Origin of the sequence: Streptomyces sp. NPDC005483, from assembly GCF_040606035.1 — a bacterium.
GTDB lineage: Bacteria > Actinomycetota > Actinomycetes > Streptomycetales > Streptomycetaceae > Streptomyces.
Genome location: NZ_JBEXEA010000070.1, coordinates 1 through 21,797, shown reverse-complemented (window position 1 = coordinate 21,797; position 21,797 = coordinate 1). Strand labels below are relative to the sequence as shown.

General features: G+C 67.2%; 22 protein-coding genes, 1 tRNA gene and 2 pseudogenes. 7 read left to right on the top strand and 18 right to left on the bottom strand.

Features of this window, described 5'->3' with window-relative positions; genetic code table 11:
- Positions 1 to 408: 408 nt before the first annotated feature.
- From ABZT06_RS48750 to ABZT06_RS48730, 5 genes are all read right to left on the bottom strand, one after another.
- A tRNA-Met gene (locus ABZT06_RS48750) sits at positions 409 to 482 on the bottom strand.
- Between the two features lie 56 nt (positions 483 to 538).
- Entirely contained in the window at positions 539 to 745 is a 207-nt protein-coding gene (locus ABZT06_RS48745; RefSeq protein WP_355755966.1) for a cold-shock protein, read from the bottom strand.
- Between the two features lie 202 nt (positions 746 to 947).
- Entirely contained in the window at positions 948 to 1,229 is a 282-nt protein-coding gene (locus ABZT06_RS48740; protein WP_355755964.1) for an HU family DNA-binding protein, read from the bottom strand.
- A gap of 2,205 nt (positions 1,230 to 3,434) precedes the next feature.
- Entirely contained in the window at positions 3,435 to 4,757 is a 1,323-nt protein-coding gene (locus tag ABZT06_RS48735; RefSeq protein WP_355755961.1) for a hypothetical protein, read from the bottom strand.
- A 121-nt stretch (positions 4,758 to 4,878) separates the two neighbouring features.
- Positions 4,879 to 6,480 carry an ABC transporter substrate-binding protein gene (locus tag ABZT06_RS48730; protein WP_355755959.1) on the bottom strand — a complete coding sequence of 534 codons (1,602 nt, stop codon included), beginning with the start codon at positions 6,478 to 6,480 and terminating at the stop codon, positions 4,879 to 4,881.
- Between the two features lie 412 nt (positions 6,481 to 6,892).
- Between ABZT06_RS48730 and ABZT06_RS48725 the strand changes: the two genes are divergently transcribed.
- Complete coding sequence (locus tag ABZT06_RS48725; protein ID WP_355755956.1) at positions 6,893 to 7,150, top strand: DUF6207 family protein; 258 nt, start codon at positions 6,893 to 6,895, stop codon at positions 7,148 to 7,150.
- Here ABZT06_RS48725 and ABZT06_RS48720 read toward each other — a convergent pair.
- The 4 genes from ABZT06_RS48720 to ABZT06_RS48705 form a co-directional block, all read right to left on the bottom strand.
- Complete coding sequence (locus ABZT06_RS48720) at positions 7,128 to 7,301, bottom strand: hypothetical protein (protein WP_355755954.1); 174 nt, start codon at positions 7,299 to 7,301, stop codon at positions 7,128 to 7,130. The genes ABZT06_RS48725 and ABZT06_RS48720 overlap by 23 nt on opposite strands.
- Before the next feature lie 82 nt (positions 7,302 to 7,383).
- Entirely contained in the window at positions 7,384 to 7,683 is a 300-nt protein-coding gene (locus tag ABZT06_RS48715; RefSeq protein WP_355755952.1) for a hypothetical protein, read from the bottom strand.
- A gap of 86 nt (positions 7,684 to 7,769) precedes the next feature.
- Positions 7,770 to 7,973 (bottom strand): hypothetical protein, encoded by a 204-nt coding sequence (locus ABZT06_RS48710; protein WP_355755950.1) that lies wholly within the window; start codon positions 7,971 to 7,973, stop codon positions 7,770 to 7,772.
- A gap of 82 nt (positions 7,974 to 8,055) precedes the next feature.
- Positions 8,056 to 8,511, bottom strand: coding sequence for a hypothetical protein (locus ABZT06_RS48705; protein ID WP_355755947.1), 456 nt, complete (start codon positions 8,509 to 8,511; stop codon positions 8,056 to 8,058).
- Between the two features lie 173 nt (positions 8,512 to 8,684).
- Here ABZT06_RS48705 and ABZT06_RS48700 point away from each other — a divergent pair, with 173 nt between their 5' ends.
- Both ABZT06_RS48700 and ABZT06_RS48695 read left to right on the top strand, forming a co-directional pair.
- Entirely contained in the window at positions 8,685 to 9,143 is a 459-nt protein-coding gene (locus tag ABZT06_RS48700; RefSeq protein WP_355755945.1) for a DUF6233 domain-containing protein, read from the top strand.
- A gap of 91 nt (positions 9,144 to 9,234) precedes the next feature.
- A complete protein-coding gene (locus ABZT06_RS48695; RefSeq protein WP_355755943.1) occupies positions 9,235 to 9,459 on the top strand; it encodes a hypothetical protein in 225 nt (74 codons plus the stop codon).
- A gap of 84 nt (positions 9,460 to 9,543) precedes the next feature.
- Here ABZT06_RS48695 and ABZT06_RS48690 read toward each other — a convergent pair whose 3' ends face one another.
- Positions 9,544 to 10,884, bottom strand: coding sequence for an endonuclease domain-containing protein (locus ABZT06_RS48690; RefSeq protein ID WP_355755941.1), 1,341 nt, complete (start codon positions 10,882 to 10,884; stop codon positions 9,544 to 9,546).
- 135 nt (positions 10,885 to 11,019) lie between these two features.
- Between ABZT06_RS48690 and ABZT06_RS48685 the strand changes: the two genes are divergently transcribed.
- Complete coding sequence (locus ABZT06_RS48685; RefSeq protein WP_355755939.1) at positions 11,020 to 12,234, top strand: IS110 family transposase; 1,215 nt, start codon at positions 11,020 to 11,022, stop codon at positions 12,232 to 12,234.
- Between the two features lie 54 nt (positions 12,235 to 12,288).
- Here the strand turns inward: ABZT06_RS48685 and ABZT06_RS48680 are convergent.
- A pseudogene (locus ABZT06_RS48680) lies at positions 12,289 to 12,926 on the bottom strand (IS3 family transposase); the annotation flags it as partial.
- 124 nt (positions 12,927 to 13,050) lie between these two features.
- Here ABZT06_RS48680 and ABZT06_RS48675 point away from each other — a divergent pair.
- Positions 13,051 to 13,215, top strand: a pseudogene (locus ABZT06_RS48675) (lamin tail domain-containing protein); the annotation flags it as partial.
- A gap of 234 nt (positions 13,216 to 13,449) precedes the next feature.
- On the opposite strand, the gene ABZT06_RS48670 reads toward ABZT06_RS48675, so the two are convergent.
- The 4 genes from ABZT06_RS48670 to ABZT06_RS48655 all read right to left on the bottom strand — a co-directional run bounded on the left by ABZT06_RS48670 (position 13,450) and on the right by ABZT06_RS48655 (position 17,700).
- On the bottom strand, positions 13,450 to 14,052 hold the full coding sequence (locus ABZT06_RS48670) for a hypothetical protein (protein ID WP_355755937.1): 603 nt from the start codon (positions 14,050 to 14,052) through the stop codon (positions 13,450 to 13,452).
- A gap of 267 nt (positions 14,053 to 14,319) precedes the next feature.
- Positions 14,320 to 15,480 (bottom strand): hypothetical protein, encoded by a 1,161-nt coding sequence (locus ABZT06_RS48665; protein WP_355755935.1) that lies wholly within the window; start codon positions 15,478 to 15,480, stop codon positions 14,320 to 14,322.
- A gap of 395 nt (positions 15,481 to 15,875) precedes the next feature.
- On the bottom strand, positions 15,876 to 16,613 hold the full coding sequence (locus tag ABZT06_RS48660) for an ABC transporter permease (protein ID WP_355755933.1): 738 nt from the start codon (positions 16,611 to 16,613) through the stop codon (positions 15,876 to 15,878).
- Positions 16,614 to 16,671: 58 nt separating this feature from the next.
- On the bottom strand, positions 16,672 to 17,700 hold the full coding sequence (locus tag ABZT06_RS48655; protein WP_355755931.1) for an ABC transporter substrate-binding protein: 1,029 nt from the start codon (positions 17,698 to 17,700) through the stop codon (positions 16,672 to 16,674).
- Between the two features lie 271 nt (positions 17,701 to 17,971).
- Here ABZT06_RS48655 and ABZT06_RS48650 point away from each other — a divergent pair, with 271 nt between their 5' ends.
- Positions 17,972 to 18,757, top strand: a complete 786-nt coding sequence (locus ABZT06_RS48650) for an ABC transporter ATP-binding protein (RefSeq protein ID WP_355755929.1) — start codon at positions 17,972 to 17,974, stop codon at positions 18,755 to 18,757.
- Complete coding sequence (locus ABZT06_RS48645; protein WP_355755927.1) at positions 18,754 to 19,698, top strand: LLM class F420-dependent oxidoreductase; 945 nt, start codon at positions 18,754 to 18,756, stop codon at positions 19,696 to 19,698. Before ABZT06_RS48650 ends, ABZT06_RS48645 begins: the two co-directional genes overlap by 4 nt.
- Before the next feature lie 74 nt (positions 19,699 to 19,772).
- Here the strand turns inward: ABZT06_RS48645 and ABZT06_RS48640 are convergent, their stop codons facing one another.
- The 3 genes from ABZT06_RS48640 to ABZT06_RS48630 all read right to left on the bottom strand — a co-directional run bounded on the left by ABZT06_RS48640 (position 19,773) and on the right by ABZT06_RS48630 (position 21,639).
- Positions 19,773 to 20,300, bottom strand: a complete 528-nt coding sequence (locus ABZT06_RS48640; protein ID WP_355755925.1) for a hypothetical protein — start codon at positions 20,298 to 20,300, stop codon at positions 19,773 to 19,775.
- A gap of 254 nt (positions 20,301 to 20,554) precedes the next feature.
- Positions 20,555 to 21,103 (bottom strand): transposase, encoded by a 549-nt coding sequence (locus tag ABZT06_RS48635; protein ID WP_355755924.1) that lies wholly within the window; start codon positions 21,101 to 21,103, stop codon positions 20,555 to 20,557.
- Positions 21,100 to 21,639, bottom strand: coding sequence for a winged helix-turn-helix domain-containing protein (locus ABZT06_RS48630; protein WP_355755922.1), 540 nt, complete (start codon positions 21,637 to 21,639; stop codon positions 21,100 to 21,102). Before ABZT06_RS48630 ends, ABZT06_RS48635 begins: the two co-directional genes overlap by 4 nt.
- Positions 21,640 to 21,797: the final 158 nt, after the last annotated feature.

Here is a 21,797-nt window from a genome sequence, read left to right as displayed (position 1 = left end):
GTACATCGAGAACCAGAAGCGCCCAGCCTGACCGCCACCCCGGAGACGCAGAGATCTCCGGCGCTTCGCGCCTCCGGGCCGAGGATCGCATTCCCGCCCGGCCTGAAGGCCGGGATTCCCTGCGAAGAACAAGGGATGGAAGCACCGCCACGGAGGCGGGTCCACAGCGAATCAGACCGCCGAGCCCATCGGCTCGCGCTGTCCGCTGGCTGAAGCCGGCGTCGAGTGCGGGCCGCCGCGCCCCTGGGTGAGTCTGCGCTGGCCGACTCGACGGCGAGGCGGGTTCCCTCCGACGTGTGGGGGACCTTGCCAGCTGCACCAGGAATGGGGAGGAGGTCGTTGGTACTTGCGGCTCTGCAGGGCTCGGATATGGCGAAGAGCCCGGACGGATCCGGGCCCTTCGGTCAGTAGCGGGGACAGGATTTGAACCTGCGACCTCTGGGTTATGAGCCCAGCGAGCTACCGAGCTGCTCCACCCCGCGTCGATAACGCCACCTTACACAGCTGTAGGGGGCGGGGCGGCGCTCATTTTGCGGGGTCAGCTGCGGCGCACGATGTTTTCGGCCTGGGGGCCCTTCTGGCCCTGTGCCACGTCGAAGGTGACCTGTTCACCTTCAAGGAGTTCGCGGAAGCCGTGGCCGGAGATGTTGGAGTAGTGCGCGAAGACGTCCGGGCCGCCGCCGTCCTGCTGGATGAAGCCGAAGCCCTTCTCGGCGTTGAACCACTTCACGGTGCCACTGGCCATGCGTTTGTCCTTCGAATGCCCCGGGTTGCTTCCCGGTTGGTCTGTGAGTGGTGCTCTCCGTCGATGGAGAGCGTCCGGCGTCTGTTCTACCCCGGAGACGGGAGGACAATCCAACTCCCGGGCGGTTGCGGCGCGCCTTGGTGCTGCTCAGTGGGCTTCGGACTTTTCGGCGCTGCGTCGCTGCCTGTGGGAGGGCAGGCTTCTACTTGCCCCTGGCGGCTTCCTTGAGCTTGCTGCCCGCCGAAACCTTGACGCTGTAGCCGGCGGGGATCTGGATCGGGTCACCGGTCTGCGGGTTGCGCGCGGTGCGAGCGGCACGGTGGGTGCGCTCGAAGGTCAGGAAGCCGGGGATGGTGAGCTTCTCGTCGCCCTTGGCGACGATCTCGCCGACGGTCTCGGCGAACGCGGCCAGAACGGCGTCGGCGTCCTTGCGGGGCACCTCGCCCCGCTCAGCGAGGGCGGCAATCAGCTCACTACGGTTCATGGGCGGTGCTCCGTGACGCTCGGGGTGCCGCGACTGCAGGGCGGACGCGGCGTTTCTGGTGTCGTCCTCCCACCAGGGTCTGACAGTGCTGTGCTTTGGTGCCCGGTGGCGGGTCGTTCATCCCGGGCCAGCTCTGCAGGGAGGTGCTGCCATAGATCTTGAACGTTGCCGAAGCCCTTACAACCAGCGCTGAACGGCGCGGCGTCAGCTCGCGGGCCTTGGCCGCTACTCCTCAGCTCGTAGCCCATGGAAGCTGGTGGTTAGTGCTGCCGGGTGGGGACTACAACGCGGGCGCGGGCTTGCAACCATGCTTGGGTGCGGAAGGCGGATGCGCCGTTGCCTCGATACGGCCGATGCTGCCTTACAAGGCTCGCTGGAGCGCCTGGCGAGCTGAAGCCCTCGCACCCCGAAGACCGAGGGCGACACACCCGATCCTGCCCCCGGCCGGAGCCCCTCCTGGTAGAATTGGCCCACCGGACAGCTGGGGACCGGGTGGACCGAAGGTCGCGAAGGGCTCTCACGAACCCGCCCAGCAGGAGGCCGTTTCTTTATGAGGCGGTCTCTTCGCTGCTCCGACGATATTTGACTCATCCCCCACCGGCAGCGGAGTCCACAACGATTCTGGTGCCGGTCTTGGCGGGACCGCTGGCGCGGGGGTGTTGTACTTGTGGTCGTTCTCAATAAGCTCGCTGTTGGCGTGAACCGCATGGAGAACAGTTGTTCACCGGCGAGTTTCTAGGGTTAGGCGCATGGCGCGGCATCAGGTGTGAGTAGTGCACAGACCCGCGGCCGGGGTGGACAGTCGGACAACATTGCGTGACCTGGACGAGATAGCACACCGCGTTGATCATCTCCCGTGGCAGAACCATTCCGGCCGGCCGCCTCGGCCCGCCACCCAGCCCGGAACCGGCAGTACATCTCTCACCATCCCACTCGGCGTCGCTCATGTCCGAGCCGTATCGAGGCGCGCCGGCCGGTCGGCCGCGTTCCCGACCTTGCGGGCGGCAGTCACCCCTCCAGGAGTGGACGGACTGGAGATGGCAACCATGAACCACGCGCTCGCCGACGCTGTCCTGGCCAACGGGTACTTTGCAGTGACAGGACTGACTGGCGAACAGATCCGCGACCTGATCGCTCTAGGGGCACAACGATGAACCGGAACCTATGGGAGCACACCTGCTAAACGGCAGTACGCACGGCCGTCGGCGACGAGGCCCTGCTGCTCGCCGGCCACAACGACCTGGCCGCCGGTGGTATCGAGCACTTGACGATCACGCCCGGCAACGCGACGGCCATGGTCACCCTGCGGTACACCAGAGGCAACACGCACACGGTCATCACTCTGCTGGTACTTACGGGCGAACAGGTGGCAGCCATGGCTACGCGTCCTCTCACTGCGGCCACCACCGTGAACGGAGGGCCGGCGGACTGCCTGGCCGATCTGAGCCACGGTGGCACGGTGTTCGTGGCCCCCACCGCCGCGGAGATCGGCTTCGCCTACATCTGCGAAGCCCCACCGCGATGTGCCGGCATAGCGCGCGTCCGGAAGAACTCGCGGTCCTCCGCGAGCTCACTTCAGCCTCTGGAGCCTCCACCGCATCGGTGGGAACGACCGTCACGCTCACCGCTCTCGAGGGGAGGCTCTACATCACCGCACACCACGTCTGGGGGTGGTACCGGGAGTGCCCAGAGCAGCCTCGCGTTCCGCGACCACCCTCCCGCCCTCACGGACACGCCGGCCTCGACCAGCCTCTCGTGGCCGCCTCCGCCTGTACCCGGCGTGGAGCACCTGCATGCCCTTCTCGATGACGCTGCCAAACAGGCAAATAACTACGTGTTCTCAGGCACGGGACCGGCGTGTTCGTGTGACGGCGACGCAGTTCGCCTGGCCTCCATACTTCCGCAGGTCCGCCTTCCTTGATCGCCTCGGTCTCGATATGTCTCAACTGCGCGAAAGGATACGGTATGCCGAGTGCCAGCGAACTTTCCGGTGTCCGTTCACTCCGTCTCACCTCCGACCGCTTGCGGTAGCCGCCGGAGCCCCTGGGCTGAGCGCAGCGCCCCCTCCACGACAGCCGCAGCGGTGAGCAGGACCCACAGAGCCGTCCACGGCACCGAGAGCCCTGCAGCGTGCTGCCCGGCTAGCGCTGCAGCCCCGCCGTCCCGTCGGCAGGGGCCACGGTGTCGAGGTCTACCATTCCCTGCTCACCGAGTCCGCGCCAGCTCTCCTGCCTCCCCCTCGACACGAGCGGCGGTCATTGCGGCGATCTCCGCTGCATATTCGCCTTTCAGTTTCCTCATTTCTCCGGCGAGCACTCTCGCTAACCAATCGGCGGTCCGCGCCGTAGCCCCTTGCGGGGGAAGGTGGAATCCCCTGCTGCGGAGAATTTTCATGTGGTCGGCCTGGGTGAGTTCTTGCTGCTCCTCGATCACCTTGGCCTGCGGAAACTTCGTCCCTCGCGCCTCCTCGATCTCGTGGAGATAGATCTGCGCGATTCGGCTGCTTCCGCTCCTCACGTTCTGCAACCACTTGTAGGTCTGCTGGGTGGCCCCACCGCGGGCAAGAACGTAGTCATGGGCCCGGAGCACCTGCATGTGCTCCTCATGGGTGAGGATCCGCTGCTCCTCCAGCACCCGGGCCATGTCCCCGAAACCGGGAATGTTTGCCGTCAGTTCCTCCACATGAGCCCGCGGCGCGGCGGTCACACCGGTCCTCACGTTGTGGAACCACGTGTAGGTCTGCTGGGTGGCCCCACCGCGGGCAAGAACGTAGTCATGGGCCCGGAGCACCTGCATGTGCTCCTCATGGGTGAGGATCCGCTGCTCCTCCAGCACCCGGGCACTGTCCCCGAAACCGGGAATGTTTGCCGTCAGTTCCTCCACATGTGCCCGAATGATGGGTTTCGACCCTGATCGGACATCGCGTAGCCACTTGTACGTCTGCTGCGTGGCTCCGCCGGGCATGAGAGTGTACGCATGGGCCCGGATAACCTGCATGTGCTCTTCATGGGTGAGGACTCGCTGCTCCTCCAACACCCGGGCACTGTCCGCGAAACCGGGAACCCTGGTCTTCAGTTCCTCCGCGTAGGCCCGTATGACGGGTGTCGCTCCCCTTTTGACGCTGTGCAGCCATGTATAGGTCTGCTGAGTGTCCCCGCCTGACCTGAGAGCGTACCCATGGGCCCGGACGATCTGCATGTGCTCTTCATGAGTGAGAGTCCGCTGCTCCTCCAACACCCGGACCCTGTCCCCGAAACAGGAAATACGGTCCCGTAGCTCGTCGGCGTAGAGGCGCGAGATTGCTGTCCGTCCAGTCCTGACGTGATGCAGCCATATGTGTGTCTGCTGGGTGTCACCCCAGGACAGGACAGAGTACTGGTCGTTGCGAATGATCTCCATGTGATCTTCTGCGGTCAGCTCAGCGATGACGAGGGCGGGCAACTCCTCTTGCGACCGGGACTCGTCGTGGGCGCGAGGGCCGAGCACGGCGTGCTGGGGCCCGGGCTCGAACTGGACGGGTTTCTTCATGGGGTGTTCTCATGCGCGAGCCTGGGCAGATCAGCCCAGGGAACGAGAGGGTGTTCAGGGGGAAATGTCGAGGTCGCTGCGGTGAGCCTCGGTGGCTCGCAGGTCCGTCCCTCACGCGTCATCAGCTGGCCCCGCGGCTGAGCTCCCACAGGCACAGCACCGAAGAGGAGTTGAGCGCGTAGGCGGTGCCGGTGATGCCGTCCCGTGCGGCGATGTACTGCTTGCCCTGCCAGAGCGGCAGGATGGGAACGTCCTGGGCCACGTCGTCCTGGATCTTGGTCAGGCTTTCGGTTGCCGCCAAACGGTCGGTCTGACGGCGCGATTCGGGAATCAGGGTGTCTTGGATAGCGGCGTTGGAATAGGGCGAGCCGAGGGTGTTGTCCTTGTCCAGGAAGGGTGCGAGAAAGTTATCGGCATCGGGGAAGTCAGGGAACCAACCCATGCCATAGACGTCGTACGCGCCCTTCTGCTCGGCGGGCCGGAAGGTCGACCACAGATGCCCCTGAATGGAGACGTCGAACAGTCCGCTGTCGTTGAGTTGCTTCTGGAGGACCTCGAACTCCTGCTTGGTAGCGGGGCCGTAGTGGTCGCTCGTGTAATGCAGCGTCAGCTTGACCGGGGTGGTGATGCCGGCCTTGTCGAGCAGGGTCCTGGCCTTCTCGACGTTGGGGTCGCCGTACTTGTTGAAGAACGAGTTGCTGTGGCCTACGACGCTTGCCGGGACCAGCGAGTACAGCGGTTGCGCCTGGGTCCCGTAGACCCTGGAGACGAGCCCTGCGCGGTCGATGACCTGGGCCATCGCCTGGCGCACGGCTTTACTGCTCACGACGGGCGCATCGGTGTCGAACCCCAGATATCGGATCTCCTGGCCGGACACCTCGACGAGGTCGATGTTCTCGTCGGAGCCGGCGTCCAGCTTCTGGATCTGATCGGGTGACATGGTGCGAGTCATGACATCGATGTCGCCCTTTTGGATAGCCGTTCCCATGGCGTCACCGTTCTCGAACATGCGCATCTCGACCCTGTCGTTTTTCACTTGCAGGGATCCCTTGTACAAGGGATTCCTGGTGTAGACGACGCTTGTGACGGTGTTGTTCTTCACCTCGGCTTTGAATGTGTACGGGCCGGAGCCGTCGACCTGGAATCCGTCGCGCAGCTTATTCTTCGGGTAGTCCTTTGATTCGACGATGCCCGCGACCGGAGTGGCCAACTTGTATGGGAAGGTGGCATCCGCGGTCTCGAGATGGAAGATGACCTTGCGGTCGCCCTGGGTCTCGATGGAGTCGATCGTGTTGAGCAGGCCGGCGACCCCGGTATCCGCGTTGATGCGCAAGGAACGCTCGATCGAGTACTTCACGTCGGCTGCCGTGACGTCATCGCCATTGGCGAACTTCAGCCCGGTACGCAGCTCACACACGTATCGCTCGTTGCCCTTGTCCGTGAAAGAACAGCTCTGAGCCGCTTCAGGCACCGGGGAGCCATCCCCCCTGGGCTGGGTCATCAGCGTCTGGACCGTCTGGCGCAGCAGGTTCCAGGCATTGGTGTCGTACGTGTAAGCCGGATCGAACGGTGCTGGTGCCACCTTGGTCGCGGTGAACCGGTCCGTCGTGCCGACGAGGATGGCACCGCCGTCCTTGTCCCCGGAGTCGATTCCGCCGCACGCGGTAAGGGCCGAAGTGAACAGGCTTGCCCCTGCCAGCAACGCCAGTTTTTTGCGGTTCATCCGGGTGTCTCTCCAGAGCGTGATTCGGGGCCCGTCCGCCCGGCGGCGGCACACGAAGGCCGATGTGCCGTAGTTGCCCGGCTGTCCGCACGGTGACGGGGACAACCGTGCGCACAACCGCGCACGGTATGCAGAAGCAGCGGCCAAGAATACACACGTGTCTCTGGCCGACAAGCGCCCGAGGACCTGCTTCCTCTGGCCCGTTCACGGAGCGCGTTCCTGGGGTTGATGAGACGTCAACACTGGGCCCACGCCGCGTTCGGCACCCAGCGGAAGGTTCACCGTCCCGCTGCTGTCCGCACGGCACGACAGACCGCCGTCATGTGAACGGGCGCGAAGCCATCCGCACGCGGGGGCAGTTGGACACGTGTGATGTGTCGAGGACCTTAAGGCTGGTGACGTAGTGCCGTACATGAACCCGATCAACGAGGCGCACGTGAGTGAGCCGGGTCTGGTCGTCGTCGACGTCGCGGCCGCCGACGACGCCACCGCCCGGGCCTTCCAGCAACTGCTCGCCGACCGGTGGGCGACAGCGACAGCGGAGCACACGACCCGGGACGCGGGCGAGCCCGGCGTACGACTGCGCTGCTACCTGGACCTGCGCCAGCTGATCAGCCCGGCCGCGCCGGACGAAGCCCTGCCACCGGTCAGAGCAGCCGCATCACGGTGACGACCGCGTGCCGGGTCGTGCCCGCCACGACCTCCACCACCACGTCGCCGACGGCGGGCGTGTAGGAGGCGCCGACGTTCGTGAACGCCCGCCCGGCCTGGGGTCCGGGCGCGGGGCCACGACCGAGGACGGGATTTTGGCTTCCCGGCACGGAGAGCCTGCCCGGGAAGCACGGCGACAGGCAAGGCAGGGGCGCCGTCGATGACGCGGCGCCCCTGACAGCCGATGGACGATCACTCACCATGCCGGTCGGGCGCCTCGGAACGCGAGACAGATGCCCTTCGCACGTCCCGGAGCGCCCGTCGGCGGGCCGGAAGCGGACTGCGGCGGCGCTGCTGCTGGTGCCAGCGGGCGCGCCACCAGGCCAGCCGGTGCGCGGAGTCCTGGGGAAAGACGGACTGGATGACGGTAACGAGCAGACCGAGGGCCAAGGCGACGGCGGTCAGCCACCAAGGGGCACGGCTCAGGGCCAGGGCGAGGCTACTGACGCCGGTCGCGGCGGACGAGATGAGCGGTCGGGCCGGGTGGTTCATTGAAGGGTTCCCCCTCGTGCGGCGTACGCGTGCGGTACGCGGGATGTCGGAATTCCGAGAGGTCTTTGCTCGGCCTGCATCCAGTTCTATGAAGCGGGTTCTTGGGTGTTGTATCGGTGGGTGTCACACGCACCCCGGGAGCTGCGCTCCCGGGGTGCGTAGCGGTCGAACGCCTCACTCGCTGCTCTCTGCATCGCCTGCTCCGTGATCAGCGAGCTGTGCGGGTATGCGGCGGTGGCCAGCCACCGCACGAGGTCGGTGGAGGTGCCGGCGCGGAACTCGTCGGCCATCGACAGTCCCGGCCACCGCCACATTCCGGGGGCAACGTGGTTACGGCTGCGCCGCACTCCGGGCGCGTCATGCTGGAGGAGATCACAGACGGTTGGTGAACCGGCCGTCGGGCTGCTTTCGCAGCCATCCGCGGTCGGTCAGTCTGATCAGTTTCCCGCGCAGCGGTTCCAGCTTGGACTTCACGGTGACGTCCACGCCCAGCGTTTCGCCGACCTGCCGGGCCGTGACCGGTCCGCCGGCCTGGCGCACGACGGTGAGGATGCGCTGGTAGCCCGGCGGGAGCATGGTCTCCTGTGTGTCCGGACCGCGGTGCGGCACGAGCATCGCGGCCCGTCCGGCTACCTGGCCCGGTGCCGAGGAGATTGAGGCGCGCTCGCCTGCGATCTCTTCGCTCACGCGCTCGAGGACTCTTTCGGCGACGGCGAGTTCGTCCCGCTCAGATCGCACCCTGGCCAGCTGCTCGACCAGCTGCGCTTCGAGGGCGTCCAGTTCCGCACGATGGGCGGTGATCCGTTCCAGCAGCTCGGGATCCAGCACGCGGAGGATCGTACGGGCCGCCGGACTGCCGGGAGCACGAACTCCCAAGATGCTGCTGGACCCGTCGGCGGCATCGTGTCATCACGGGGCTGGAGGGCTTGTCCGCTGCTCTGATCCGATGAACTCACCGATGCGTCCAGTTAGGATGCCGGGCAGGATAAAAGGGGGTAGCAATGCCGCAGAACGCGGCCCGGGTGACTGTGATCATGCCTGACGGGCAGGAGTTGCGAGCCTGCCTGTATGAGCGCCGGCGCGCGGCAGCCGGATGGCAGTACCGGGTTGGTATCACCGGCTGGGCAGCTGACAGTGGTGGCCGTGCGGAGCCCGCGGAACAGAGCGTCTGGCTCGACGCCCGCTATGTCCGCCCGCTCGAAGGCGGCGACTACAGCCAGATCCCCACCCTCGTTACCCCCGCCGCCGACGGGCGGCAGGCCTGGACGGTACAAGATCTCCCTCACCGCCCCGGCCACCCCGGAGCGCGCCTGATCCACGTCATCGGCTGCCAGCCCCACGCCACACCCCTCACCCTCGACCAGGCTCTCGACATCCTCCGCCAGCCCCGCACGGTCCCCTGCCGCGAATGCCACGCCGCCACCTCACTCCCTGCCACGGCCGACCCGCTGTCTCCGTAACAAGACCGCGCTCCGCTCAGAGAGGGGGAGTGTTCTCCGGAGGACCGGCAGTGACGTTGGTGATCAGAGAGCGGGCTGGCATGGTGGGCGTATGAGCGAGGACGCGTTGGAAGCAGCACAGCGGGCATACCAGTCGGCACAGGAGGCGCTGCATGCCGCCCGTCGGAAGCTGGCCGAGGCCGTCCTGGATGCCTACGCGAGCGGCGAGCCGGTCGGCCGGATCGCCGAACGCACCGGCCAGAGCACCACCAACGTCTGGAACACTCTCGCCGTCCACGGCATCACACCCCGCAGCCGTATCAACGGCTCCACCTGACAGCCGCCGGTTCCTTCCGGCTTCGGCGCGCGGGCCGCCGGACGCCGGTCCGACGACCTATGAAGCGGCCTTGCTGATGTGCACTCAGAAGAGCGCCTGGCCTTCGCCGTTGGAGTCGGCGATGACGGGCCGGGGTTCGACAGGAAGGCCGTCCAGGCGGTCGGGGCCGGCTGCGGTCGCCACAGTGGGGGCGGTCTCGGCCAGCCACGTACGGAATTGCTCGACGGCTTCCCGGTAGGACACCCGTGCCAGGATCCGGTGTTCGCCGGTGGGGCAGCAGTCGACGGAGACGGTGAGCAGGCAGGAGCGGGGTGTGTTGTGGCTGCCCGTCCATGAGACGCGCAGCACTCCGCAGGGCTTGCGCCCGCGGGAGCTGGGGTGGGTGGGGCGCAGGGTGTGGGTGGCTGTGTGGGCGGTCCATGCGGCGAGGTGGGGCAGAGGCAGGGTGGTGCGGGTGCGACAGCCCGGGCAACGGTGCCAGTGGCGCAGCCAGACGGCCGCGTCGGTATCGAAGAGGCGCTGGTAGCGGCTGGCAACGCGGATGTCGTTGTCGTACAGGTGGTCAGGGCGCTCCAGGGTGTTGCAGGACGAGCAGACTGGCGCGCGGACGTAGCCGTGTTCATGGCAGTGGTCCAGCACAGCAGCAGGCGCCGTACCGCAGACGGCACACATCCACCCGGCCACCTGGCGGGACATCCCCGGCTTGCGGCTCAGCACCGAGTACAACTGACCCCGCAGCTCCCCCGTATACGGGCGCTGCGGGACCGCTGGACCGTCCACGCCCGCCGTGGGCTGGCTGTCGGTGGCTCGGGGATCTCGGCGGTGCTGTCCGGTGACAGCGGTGTCCGCCTTGCAGGCCCGCGTGGTGTGCAGCCGCTCGGCTTCGGTGTGCTCGGCCGCGTCCAGCAGCCTGACCACGGCCCGAGGAAGCCACCACGACCGCTCCACCCCGTCACGGGACCGCTGCACCAGCAGACGCCGCCAGTCGACCCCCGCCAGATGAGACCCCGGTCCGGGTTCGCGGCCGGCCTGCCGCCCGGGACGATCCGCCCCTCGCAGCTCCCAGCTGATGCGCCGACGCCAGCCACGCAGCGTTCCACCCGGGCGCTCCTGCTCCGGCACACCACGGAACGGACCGATACGGACCAGGTGCGATGCGTCCATCTCCACCGCGTTCCATGCCGCCGCCGCCCGGCGCACCTCAGCCTCCGAGACTCCCCACCAGCCGTCGCCCGTCCTGACCAGCTCCACCACACAGGCACCGAGCAAGACGTACTGCCCCGGCCGGACATCAGAAGGAAAGCAGGTGAACACCGCGGAAGTTGTCGGTACCGCGCTACCGGCCGTCAGGCTGACCCACACACGGTCGGCGGCGGCCGGAGTGATCAGATGATCTGCTCGGCCCGGGACAACACGCTCGGCCATACCGAGAGACTAACGACCGGCACCAGCGGACCGACAGCCAGTGCCCGGTTCTGGTGCCGGGAGAGCCGCCTGGCCAGCTGCGGGCGCCCAGGGCTGACGGATGATCTTCACCGAGGGCTTCCGCCCACGACCAGCATGAGTACCCCGAGCGCCGGTCACACCAGCCCTTTGAGCAGCAACTTCAAGTTGGCGAAGGCTCACTGCGTCGCAATCGACGAGGGCCGCCACCGGCTCCTGTCTCGACGTATCGCCAACGACGAACCTGACCTGCTCCAGCTCCTCACCGACGTCCTGGCCCTGGGCGACAGGGTGACCTGGGGCATCGACCTGGCCGACGGCGGAGCCGCCCTGGCCATCACGCTCCTGCTCGATCACGAACAGCCGGTGCACTACATCTCCGGCCGCGCCATCCACCGCGCCTCGCAGAGCTACCGCGGCGAGGGAAGGACCGATGCCAAGGACGCTGCCATCATCGCCGACCAGGTCCGCGTCCGACGCGACCTGCACCCCTTACGCGCCACCCACGACACCGTCGCCGACCTCAAGATCCTCACCGCTCGACGCCTGGACCTGGTCGCCGACCGCACCCGAACGATCAACCGACTGCGAGCCCAGCTCACCGGCATCTTTCCCGGCCTGGAACGGGCATTAGATCTCACCAACACCGGACCTCTTGTCCTGCTGACTGGCTACCAGACACCAGCCGCTCTCCGCCGGACAGGCAAGACACGGCTCAAGACGTGGCTGCGCAACCGCAGAGTCCTGCGAGCCGACCAGCTCACCGAGACAGCTCTTGAGGCGGCCATGCGCCAACACACCAGCCTGCCTGGGGAGAAACTGACCGCGCAGATGGTGCACACCCTCGCCGCGGAGGTGATGGCCCTCAACCAGCAGATCGCCGAGATCGACAAGACGATCGGGGCTCGGTTTCGCGAGCACCAGGCCTATGAAGTGATCACCAGCATGCCGGGCCTGGGTGTCATCCTCGGTGCCGAATTCATCGCCTGCGCCGGCGGCGACCTGGACGCCATCGGCAGCTCCCGTCGCCTGACCGGCATCGCCGGCCTGGCCCCTGTCCCCAAGGACTCAGGACGCATCAGCGGCAACATGCGCCGGCCGCACCGCTACCACCGCCGCCTCCTGCGTGTCTTCTCCCTCTCCGCCCAGGTCGCCGCCCGGAGCTGTCCGACGTCCAGGACCTTCTACGAGCGCAAGAGGAGCGAGGGCAAGTCGCACAAGCAGGCCGTCCTCGCCCTCGCCCGGCGCCGCCTCGACGTCTTGTGGGCCCTCATACGCGACCAGCGGACCTTCACCGTCGAGCCACCTCAACGTGGCCCCGCAGCGGCATAACGGGGTCACCGTCCGCTACCAGAGCCCTTGACAAACCTGATTAGGAATCACTCTCTTGCCGCGGACGGCGCCGGTGATGCCGAGCTCGCGCATCAGCCGTTCGACGGTGCAGCGGGCAACAGTCTGGCCCTGGCGGTTCAGGTGCCGCCAGATCTTCCTGGCGCCGTAGACACGGTAGTTGTCGTCGTATGCCTCCTGGATCAGGATCTTCAGCTCGGTGTCACGGATGGTGCGGGCCGAGGGCGCCTGCCGGCGTTTGTGGTGGGTGTAGTAGGTGGACGGGGCGATCTTGCAGTCGTGCTCGGACAGAACACGGCAGATCGGCCCGACTCCGCCGAAGCGGTCCCGGTGCTCGTCGATGAACGCTACGAGCGTGTGTGTGGCCGGTCGAGCTCGGCCGCGAAGAAACTTGCCGCAGCCTTCAGGATCTCGTTGGCCCGCTTCAGCTCGGCGTTCTCCTTCTTCAGCCGCTTCAGCTCGGCTGACTCCTCCGTTGTCGTTCCCGGCCGGGTCCCGGCATCGATCGCGTCCTGACGGACCCACTTGCGCAGTGTCTCGGTCGTGCCGATGCCGAGTTTCGCGGCGACCGCCTTCATCGCGGCCCACTCGGTGTCGTAGTCGGGCCGCACCCCGGCGACCATGCGCACCGCACGACGGCGCAGCTCAAGCGGGTACTGGGAAGGACGTGCCATGACTCGATCCTCTCAAACGATCGAGTCCCTACCGAACCCGGAACGGTTCAGTTCGATGTGTGCCGTGTGCTGCGCGGGGAGTCCGATGTGCTGGTGTTGACGCTCACCGCGCGTGCCGAGGAGGATGACCGTGACTGCCCGTCGTCTGTCCGCTGCCGCGCTCGCGGCCACTGTGATCGTCGGGGCGGTAGCGCTGCCGACGTCGGCCGCCGACCAGGCCCGGCCGAAGGTGGAGATCAGCGCGGTGCCGTACGACTCGCCCGGCCGGGACAACGGCTCGCGGGGTTCTGCGGCCCCATTCGAGGACGACGGGCCGAGGTTGTCGAATGCGGCCGCACGAAAACCGCCGCTGGTCAGGGCCAGGCCGATGGTGAGGGTCGTCGGTTCCTTGTCGGCGTCCAGCGTGCGCGAAGACCTTCGTTCCGGCGAGCGCTCGATGCTGGCTCGCGCGCTGCGTCCCGCATCGGGCGCGCAGCGGTAGCGGCACCGGCCGGTGGGCGTTATCCGTGCGTTGCCCTGTTCGTTAGTCACCCAGGTTTTCCGGAGGTACGGCCGCTGTCACCGCTGCGGGCAGCCGGCCATTCAGGATTTGCTCGCGTGGCAGGGACAACCCGAAGTGCTGCTGCAAGGCGGTCAGGGTCGCATGCAGCGAGTCGAACTCCTCGCTCACGTCATCATCGAGGAGTCCGGCTTCCTCGAATGCGGGGAGCATGAACTCCAGCCCCCCGTCTGGGATGTCACCGATGTCGAAGCGGCCGATCGTCTGGCCGTCGCGGTAGTACCAGCACTCTCTGGGCGGGTCGTCCGGCTTCGGGGTCAGGTGCAGGATCTCGACCTTGCCTGCGGAGACATCGGGGTGTGCCCACCACGCCTTGGAGTGCCAGCCTTGCTCCACGGCGTAGGACCAGCCCGCACATTCACCGAAGCGGGCTACGCGGGCTGATTCGCGGTCGTTGAAAGTCAGCCGCTCGGCCTCGGCGAAGGTAATCGGGGGGAGCACTTCTCCGGGCCGGGCGCCGAGCCGGATCACGAGGTCACTTGGGCTGATGCCACGTGCGAAGGTGACGAACAGAATCGGGGCGTCTCCGCGCCAGGCGTCGGCCAGCCACGTGATCCCGTCGTTCAATGTCTTCTCCTGGTTTTAGGGGTTGCGACCAAGGCGGGAGGGCCTCAGCCTCCCGCCTTGGTCTGCGCCGTGGCCTAGCGGCAGGTCACGGCTTCGGGACGGTGCACGACACGGTCACCTTGGACGCGTCGCAGTGCGCGAACTCGGGGAAGACCACCCAGTATTCGTCCTTGTCCAGCAGACGGTACTTCGGCGATCCCAACCGACCACCACGAGGCTCTGTTGCCGCACGACCAGCCAGCCCCGTGATTGATGAGCGGATGACGTCTAGGTCGGCAATTCGGGCTGCAGCGCTGCCGAGACCATGTCGAAAAGTCCCCAGTACCCTTCGACCCAACTGCTGTCCGGCAAGCCGGTATTGGTGTCTACATGAGTGAAGGCCTCCACGCCGACCCAGCCCTGGAACTCCCCGGCGTCGTCGATGATCTGCAGCATGGGGCGGGGGTGGGAGTTGTGGGCGTAGCAGGTCTTCCCTTGGGCTAGGGACTGGCACCAGTACTCCTCGGTGTTACGGCGGCCGCCCCCGATCTCGCCGATGTAGCGGACCCGGTCTTTGTCAGTGCCGGCGCAGGAGGTGTTCGGTTGGAGCCAGCCCATGCACTGGCCACTGGCGCACGGCTTCCACGGGTTCGAAGCCGGACCGAAGTTCCAGGCTCCGCCCGCCCCCTCCCGGCCTACGATGCCTGTCCGGGTGGCGGGATCGGGCGACGACGCCTTGGCCACGACAAACGCGCCCCGGTACGGTTCAGCGTTGTAGCGCGGGTCGTTGACGAGTTGGTTCATGGTCGCCCGGCTCGTGCGATCCAGCGAGGCGTTGCTGCCGTAGCCGACGCCGAAATTGGCATATGTGGAGAAGGTGCCCTGAGCGGGGATCTCAACGTCGTTGCCGTAGGCTCCGTAGAAGGTGGGGCTTGTGATGCGGGCCGCTCGCCCACTGGCCAGCCCCGTGGTGACGTTCCAGCGTTCGGTGATCGGCTGTGCCAACGCGGTGCCGGCGGCGTCTCTGGTCCAGGTCACGGCGAGCCGCTCGTCCGAGGTGTAGTCGAAGGTGCCCTGGTAGCCGCCCGTCGGGTCGCCGGTGAATCCGTCGACCGTGCGGACCGCACACGTGGGGACGTTTCCACCGCAGTCCGCATTCATCGCGTTCACCCGCTGCGGCTGTTCCCGCTGGTTCCAGGCCCAGTAGTTGGTGGTCACCGTGCCGTCGGTCCGGAAGGAGTAGTACCCGATCCGGACCCAGTTGCGGTAGTTGTTCTTTGCCGCGAGGTCTAGGTAGCCGAGGGAGACAACCCAGTTCGACTTACCTCCGGGCAGCGGCGTGGCTGCCTGGGCAGGGGGTGCCGTAACAACAAGGGCCGCCAGAAGAGCCATGATCGCTGGCAGGATGCTTGTCACCCATGTGTCGAGCGCTCTCACTCTGTTCGTCATCAGGCTTCCTCCTGTAGACATTTTTCGGGGCGCAACCCCGACGTCTCCTATTACCCGGACGGCCTGTTCAAGCCCTCCGGGTAATAACGGTCGGCCGCGGTGACGAGGTTTTTCACGGTCTGCGGCGGGTCGGGACTGCGCTCTGCTCAAGCGGCTCGCCGAGCGCGGGGGATCCTGGCTGAGACCGCGGGGGATCCTGGCCGAGACCGAGCAGGGCTTGTTCACCCAGCCGCAGCCATAACCGTCCGGCGGCGTCGCTGCCGGCCCGCACCCCCTTCCGTAGGCGCCTGGGCCGCGTTCTCCGACGCGGGCGCCAAGCAGCTCGAAGCCATCGCGGACGAGGCGGAGTTCCACGCCCTGGACCGACGCCCTGGGCCGCGTCAAAGGCCTGTACGTCAATCGTGCCAGGTGGTGTCCCTGACCCAGGGCAGTGCGAACCGTTCCAACAACACCAAGGCAAAGTAGAGAAGGATGCTCATCAACCCGATCAGGATGATCGCGGCCCAGGCGGTGGCGGTGTCGCCCACCCCGCCGGCTTGCACGATGAGATAGCCCAGCCCCGCCTCACCGGCCTGGAACTCGCCGATGACCGCACCGATCGCGGCGAGCGGCATGGCCACCTTCAGCCCGACGAAGATCTGCGGGAGCGCGGCGGGAAACCGTACTTTCCGGAATGCCTGCCAGCGAGAGGCATCCAGCGAGCGCGCCAACTCGGCCAGGTCCGCCGGGGTCGAGGTCAGACCGGTCGCGGTGGACAGCACGATCGGGAAGAAGCAGAGCAGGAAGACCATGGTCAGGACCGGTTTCTGCCCCCATCCGAGCGCCCCCACCAACAGGGGGCCGAGCGCGATCTTCGGAACCGCGTTGACGGCTACCAGCAGCGGCGTGAACATGCGTTCCAGTACCCGCGAGGCGGCCAGCGACAGTCCGATCAGAACTCCGCAGGCGCCGGACAGAACGAACCCGACCACCGTCTCCACCATGGTGTCGCCGGTGTGTTCCAGGAACCGGGCCGGGGTTGCGGTGAACGCCGAGAGCACAGCACCCGGCGGAGGCAGTACCGCCGGGTGGATCACCTCCAGCGCCGACGTGAGAAGCCACCACACGCCGAGCGCGATCAGCAGCCCGGCCACCGGCAGCAGCCCGACGCCGACGCCCGTCCCGCGACGTGGACCGACTCCTGGCACGGGCTCAGGCCTTCGGCACCAGGCCGAAGTCGATGATCTGCTCAGGGGTCATCCCCTTGGGCAGCGCGCCCGCGTCCTCCAGGATCTTGATGCTCCTCGCCACCCGCCCGGAGTCCAGCGTTCCGATCGTCGTGCCGGAACCGTCTTTCGGGGTGACGTACGCGGCCATCAACTCCAACTCGGCTGCCGCAGCGGCCGGTTTCGTGGTGTCCACGTTCCGCCTCAGGATCTCGGAGGCTTCCTTCGAATGGGCGAGGCTGTACTCCAGGCCCTTGAGCAGGGCGGCGGTGAACCGCCGCACCATCTGCGGATCCTGCTCGGCGATCTTCTTGGACGTGATCAGTACGTTCCCGTACAGGTCGGGAATCACGTCGCTGTACGGCAGCAGCACGGCCTTCTTCTTCGTCACCGCCTCGATGGTCGGCTTGCCCACCACGAACTGGCCGATACCGTCCACCGAGCCGCCGGCGAGGGTACCCATCAGGGTCTGCGCCTCGCCATTGACCCAGGTCACCTTGTCGGCGTCCACGCCGGCCAGCCGGGCGTACGTCGGGAAGAGGTTGCGTACGACGGAGCCGGGCGTGTCGGCGAGCCGTTTGCCTTCGAGGTCCTTCGGTGTGGCGATGCCGTTGCCCTCGGTGGTGGCGATCGCGGCCATGGTGTGCTGCTGGATGGCGGCCACCGCGACGAAGCCCTTCGACTGGCCGTTGCCCATGTGCAGCAGACCTCCCGTCAGGTCGATCGGGCCGAACTGCGCCTGCCCGCTGACGACGGCCGGGATCACACCGCCGGTGCCCTGCCCCGGCCTGATCCTCACGTCGAAGCCGGCCTCTTCGAAGAACCCCTTGTCCTTCGCGACCCAGGCGTACGCGTCCCGGCCGAAGCTGCCGAAGGAGGTCAGGTAGGTCACCTTCTTCAGCGCCTTGCCCTTGTCACCGGTGTCCGCGTCGGAATCCGTGCCGCCGCAGCCCGCCATCAGCGCCAGCGTGGTGGTCAGGGCTGCCGCGGTGACCGTACGGGCGAACCGGAGCATGCGCACAGTGTTGTCCTTTCCGGCCGCCGAACGCGCCGGCGGAGGGGCGTCGAGACGGACGAGACGGAACGGCGGCACAGAGCTGCCGAGGGCATGACACGTGGTGCAGGCAACAGCGTACGGGGGATGGGTAGTTGTGGGCCAGGTGTAGGTCATCGGGGCCTGCATCGACCGGACGACAGGTTCCGCTGATCGGCCTGCTGCGGGTAGCCTGATCGGGCGACATGACCCGGCCGGCACGACGATTGCCTGTGGATGGGGAGACCGCCGGATGATCAGACTCACCGGTGTGTCCCGGAGCTTCACCAGCCGGTCCGGTTCGACCGCGGCGCTCCAGGACATCGGCCTTCACATCGCCGAGAGCGAGTTCGTGGCGGTGGTGGGCCGGTCCGGGTGCGGCAAGTCCACGCTGCTCCGGCTGATCGCCGGTCTCCTGCCGGTCACCGAGGGCGAGATCACCATCGGCGGCGAGCGGGTCACGGGAGCCCGGCGCGATGTCGCCATGCTGTTCCAGCGGCCGGCCCTGCTGCCCTGGCGGTCCGTGCTCGACAATGTCCTGCTGCCCGTGGAGATCTTCGGCTGGAACAAGGCGAGGCACCGCGAGCGGGCATACCGGCTGCTGGAGACGGCCGGACTGAACGGCTTCGAGAAACACCGGCCGCACGAACTGTCCGGGGGTATGCAGCAGCGTGTGGCACTGTGCCGGTCGCTCATGGGCGAGCCACGGGTGCTGCTCATGGACGAGCCGTTCTCCGCACTCGACGCACTGACCCGCGCGGACCTCGCCGTGGAGCTGCAACGCATCCACCTCGAGAACTCCTCCACCGTCGTCTTCGTCACCCACTCGATAGACGAGGCCGTGCTGCTCGCCGACCGGGTGGTGGTGCTCACCCCGCGCCCAGGCCGGATCCGTAAGATCGTCGACATCGCCATACCTCGGCCGAGGACGCTGGGCCGAACCGCGCACCTGAGCGAAGTGGCCCGGTGCAGCGCCGATCTGCACGAACTGCTGATGGAACGGGACCTGTCCGGGACGGACGGAACGGAGCAGCGATGAGCCTGCGGATCTGCGTCTTCACCGAGCCGCACCGCGGCGCCGACTACGAGGATCAGCAGCGCTTCGCACAACTCGTCGAGGCCGGCGGATTCGAAGGCTTCTTCAGGGCCGATCACTATCAGACGATGGGTGCAGATCCCGGCCTGCCCGGCCCCACCGACGCCTGGCTCACGCTCGGCGCGCTCGCCCGGGAGACCTCCAGGATCCGGCTGGGCACCCTGGTCACCTCGGCCACCTTCCGGCTGCCGGGGCCGCTCGCCGTGATGGTGGCGCAGGTGGACCGGATGAGCGGGGGGCGGGTCGAACTGGGCCTCGGTGCGGGATGGTACGAACGGGAACACACCTCGTACGGCATCCCGTTCCCGCCCGCGCCGGAGCGCTTCGATCGGCTGGAGGAGCAACTGGCGGTGATCACCGGCCTGTGGCGGACACCGGTCGGCGAGAGCTTCAGCTATCGCGGCGACCACTACCAGCTCGTCGACGCGCCCGCCCTCCCGAGGCCCGTGCAGGTGCCGGGGCCGCCCATCATCGTGGGGGGCCGCGGCCCCAAGCGCACCCCGGAGTTGGCGGCCCGGTACGCCGATGAGTTCAACATGCCTTTCAAGTCGGTGGCCGAGACCGCCCGCGCGTACCGACGGGTTGCCGAGGCGTGCGATCGGACCGGGCGGGCCGACGCCGGCCGGCCACCACTGGTGCTGTCGGCCGGTGTCGTGGCGGCCATCGGTCGTACGGACGCGGAAGTGCGACGGAGGGCCGCCCCGCTCCACGCCAAGAGCGCGTTGCCGCCGGAGGATGCGGTGGTCGGATCCCCGGCCCAACTCGTCGAACGGCTCGGTGAGTTCGCCGCGATCGGCACGACCCGTATCCATCTGCGGCTGATCGACTTCAATGACCTCGACCACCTGGAACTCATCGCCGGTGAGGTGCTCCCGCAGTTGTAGAGCGTGAAAGCCACGGGACGCTGCCGTGCCGAGGTGGCGCGGGTTTTCCCCGGGCAAGCCAGGGTGGGTCGCGGTCAGGAACGGTGCGTTCGACCGTCGTCGTGCCGGAGCCGACGGGCCCGATCCACAGCACGAGGTCGGTGAGGTCGGTGAGTGGCGTGACCTCCGCACGTCCCTCCCCGCCGGGTGCCTTCACGGTCACCCTGAAAGACGTTTCGAAGGGGATCGAAAACATGGCACCCGCGGCAGGTGCGTGCCAAGGTCGCTGTGCCGCCGGCAAGGTTCGAGCCGGGCTTCCGCCGCCACAGCGGCACGATCTCCGGGCCGAACACCCGGCGCACGAGCAGCGGGTCGCCCAGGCCGTCGCCGCCATCCAGCCCGAGGTCCGCGGCCCGGGCCTCGCTCAGGCGCTTCAGGTAGGGCAGCAGCCGGTGGAGGCTGTCGGAGAAAACAACCTCGTCGAAGCCCTCCGCGGCGAGGTTCGGGTAGGAGCGCAGCATCTGCTTGAACTGCCTGATCACCACGTCCTGGGGCACGGTCCGGTTCGCCGGGCGCGGATCCTGGCGGGCGAGACACAGGCTCAGTTCTCTGGAGGTCGCCAATCCTGAGGCGGACTCGCGATGGAGTCCTCCCTGCTCAGTGGCTATGGGTGAGGACTGCATTGATCGAACACCTGTGGTGCAAGACATCTCGGCGTTCGCACATCTGGTCTGGAGGTTTGGGCGTCTGAGTTGATCGTTACTCCGACGAGGGCTCCGACCTCGGTGAGGCCGAGGCCCTCAGGCGGGGAGGTCCCGCTGAATTCAGCTGCTTGTCCTTCGTCCGCCATTGGGCAGGCTAACGAGCTCGTGCATGGTTACTGACACTTTTGGTGTGATGTCGTCAAGGTGAGGCCTGTTTCGGTGAGGCAGCCGTCGATGATGTTGCTGCGGTATTGGATCTGGCGAAGTCCTCGCCGGAGGGTGCGTATCAGATGGTCTGGGTCGGTGAATGCGGTGTTGGCCTGACTGCTGCGTCGCAGCAGTGACCAGATGCCCTCGACGGGGTTCAGGTCGGGTGCGTAGGCCGGCAGGAACTGGCAGGTGATCCAGTCCTGGGCATCGATGAACGCCCGCAGCCTGGCGTCCTTGTGCACGTTCAAATTGTCCCAGACGAGCACGATCGGCGCGCCGAGCTGTCGATGGGCGGCGATCAGCAGGTCGCGGTATTCGTTCCAGGTGAAACTTCGTCTGCCGCCCCGCTTGTGATCGACGTGCCGCTTGGGCCGGTAGATGAGGCGCGAGTGTTCGCCCTGCTTGTAGCAGGCCAGAGCGGCGATGGAGAACCGGCGCTGGGAACGTCCGCGTACCCGGATGACGGGCGTACGCCCGCGCCTGGCCCACGTTCGGGTCGTCGGCGGCGTCATCGAGAAACCGGCCTCGTCTTCGAAGCAGACCCAGGCCCCGAGCGCCGCCGCGGTGTTTCCACCTGGGGCCAGGTCTCCTTCACCCAGCCGCTGACGGCTTTCTCGTCGCGCTCCACCGCGCGTCTGGCCGGGACCTGGTGGCTGAAGCCGTGCCGGTGCAGCATCTGCGCGATCGCCGACAACGTCATGCTCGTGTGGAACCGGCGCCCGATCAGCGTCTTGATCCGCGACAGCGTCCATGTCTGGTCCGGCCAGCCGTGCGCCACCGGCCCCTTGGCCAGCTCCTGCTCCAGCACCGCGAAGAGCGCCTCACTGAACTTGGGCCTGGACAACGGCCCCTTCGACGCCAGGGCCCGCTCTCCACCCTCCTCCCAGGCCCGGCGCCACCGCTGCACGGACCGCACGCTGACACGTAACTCACGGGCGACCGCGGCATTGCCCTGCCCAGCAGCGAACAACTCGGCCGCCTGCAACCGAATGTGCTCACGAAACGCCTGCCGCTCGGCGGTCAGCCCGCCCCCTTGCGGATACCTCATACCAGCGGCCTAACGCAGCACACACCGTCTGTCAGCTACGACATCACGCCAACAAAGTCAGTAGCGGTGGCACGTCGAGGGGTGCGAACTTGCCGGTATTCACACTCGTTCATCGGTCGCGAGGGTGACCGCCTGCTGGTGGGAGAGCAGTGCGGCAA

What these genes read in the sequence shown, in the direction of transcription:
- ABZT06_RS48630 (WP_355755922.1), bottom strand. Translation starts at nt 21,639, where the DNA reads ATGAGGTATCCGCAAGGGGGCGGGCTGACCGCCGAGCGGCAGGCGTTT.
- ABZT06_RS48655 (WP_355755931.1), bottom strand. Translation starts at nt 17,700, where the DNA reads ATGCTCCGGTTCGCCCGTACGGTCACCGCGGCAGCCCTGACCACCACG.
- ABZT06_RS48710 (WP_355755950.1), bottom strand. Translation starts at nt 7,973, where the DNA reads ATGGCCGACGAGTTCCGCGCCGGCACCTCCACCGACCTCGTGCGGTGG.
- ABZT06_RS48730 (WP_355755959.1), bottom strand. Translation starts at nt 6,480, where the DNA reads ATGAACCGCAAAAAACTGGCGTTGCTGGCAGGGGCAAGCCTGTTCACT.
- ABZT06_RS48685 (WP_355755939.1), top strand. Translation starts at nt 11,020, where the DNA reads ATGAGTACCCCGAGCGCCGGTCACACCAGCCCTTTGAGCAGCAACTTC.
- ABZT06_RS48725 (WP_355755956.1), top strand. Translation starts at nt 6,893, where the DNA reads ATGAACCCGATCAACGAGGCGCACGTGAGTGAGCCGGGTCTGGTCGTC.
- ABZT06_RS48690 (WP_355755941.1), bottom strand. Translation starts at nt 10,884, where the DNA reads ATGGCCGAGCGTGTTGTCCCGGGCCGAGCAGATCATCTGATCACTCCG.
- ABZT06_RS48700 (WP_355755945.1), top strand. Translation starts at nt 8,685, where the DNA reads ATGCCGCAGAACGCGGCCCGGGTGACTGTGATCATGCCTGACGGGCAG.
- ABZT06_RS48665 (WP_355755935.1), bottom strand. Translation starts at nt 15,480, where the DNA reads ATGACGAACAGAGTGAGAGCGCTCGACACATGGGTGACAAGCATCCTG.
- ABZT06_RS48715 (WP_355755952.1), bottom strand. Translation starts at nt 7,683, where the DNA reads ATGAACCACCCGGCCCGACCGCTCATCTCGTCCGCCGCGACCGGCGTC.
- ABZT06_RS48740 (WP_355755964.1), bottom strand. Translation starts at nt 1,229, where the DNA reads ATGAACCGTAGTGAGCTGATTGCCGCCCTCGCTGAGCGGGGCGAGGTG.
- ABZT06_RS48645 (WP_355755927.1), top strand. Translation starts at nt 18,754, where the DNA reads ATGAGCCTGCGGATCTGCGTCTTCACCGAGCCGCACCGCGGCGCCGAC.
- ABZT06_RS48695 (WP_355755943.1), top strand. Translation starts at nt 9,235, where the DNA reads ATGAGCGAGGACGCGTTGGAAGCAGCACAGCGGGCATACCAGTCGGCA.
- ABZT06_RS48650 (WP_355755929.1), top strand. Translation starts at nt 17,972, where the DNA reads ATGATCAGACTCACCGGTGTGTCCCGGAGCTTCACCAGCCGGTCCGGT.
- ABZT06_RS48735 (WP_355755961.1), bottom strand. Translation starts at nt 4,757, where the DNA reads ATGAAGAAACCCGTCCAGTTCGAGCCCGGGCCCCAGCACGCCGTGCTC.
- ABZT06_RS48745 (WP_355755966.1), bottom strand. Translation starts at nt 745, where the DNA reads ATGGCCAGTGGCACCGTGAAGTGGTTCAACGCCGAGAAGGGCTTCGGC.
- ABZT06_RS48635 (WP_355755924.1), bottom strand. Translation starts at nt 21,103, where the DNA reads ATGACGCCGCCGACGACCCGAACGTGGGCCAGGCGCGGGCGTACGCCC.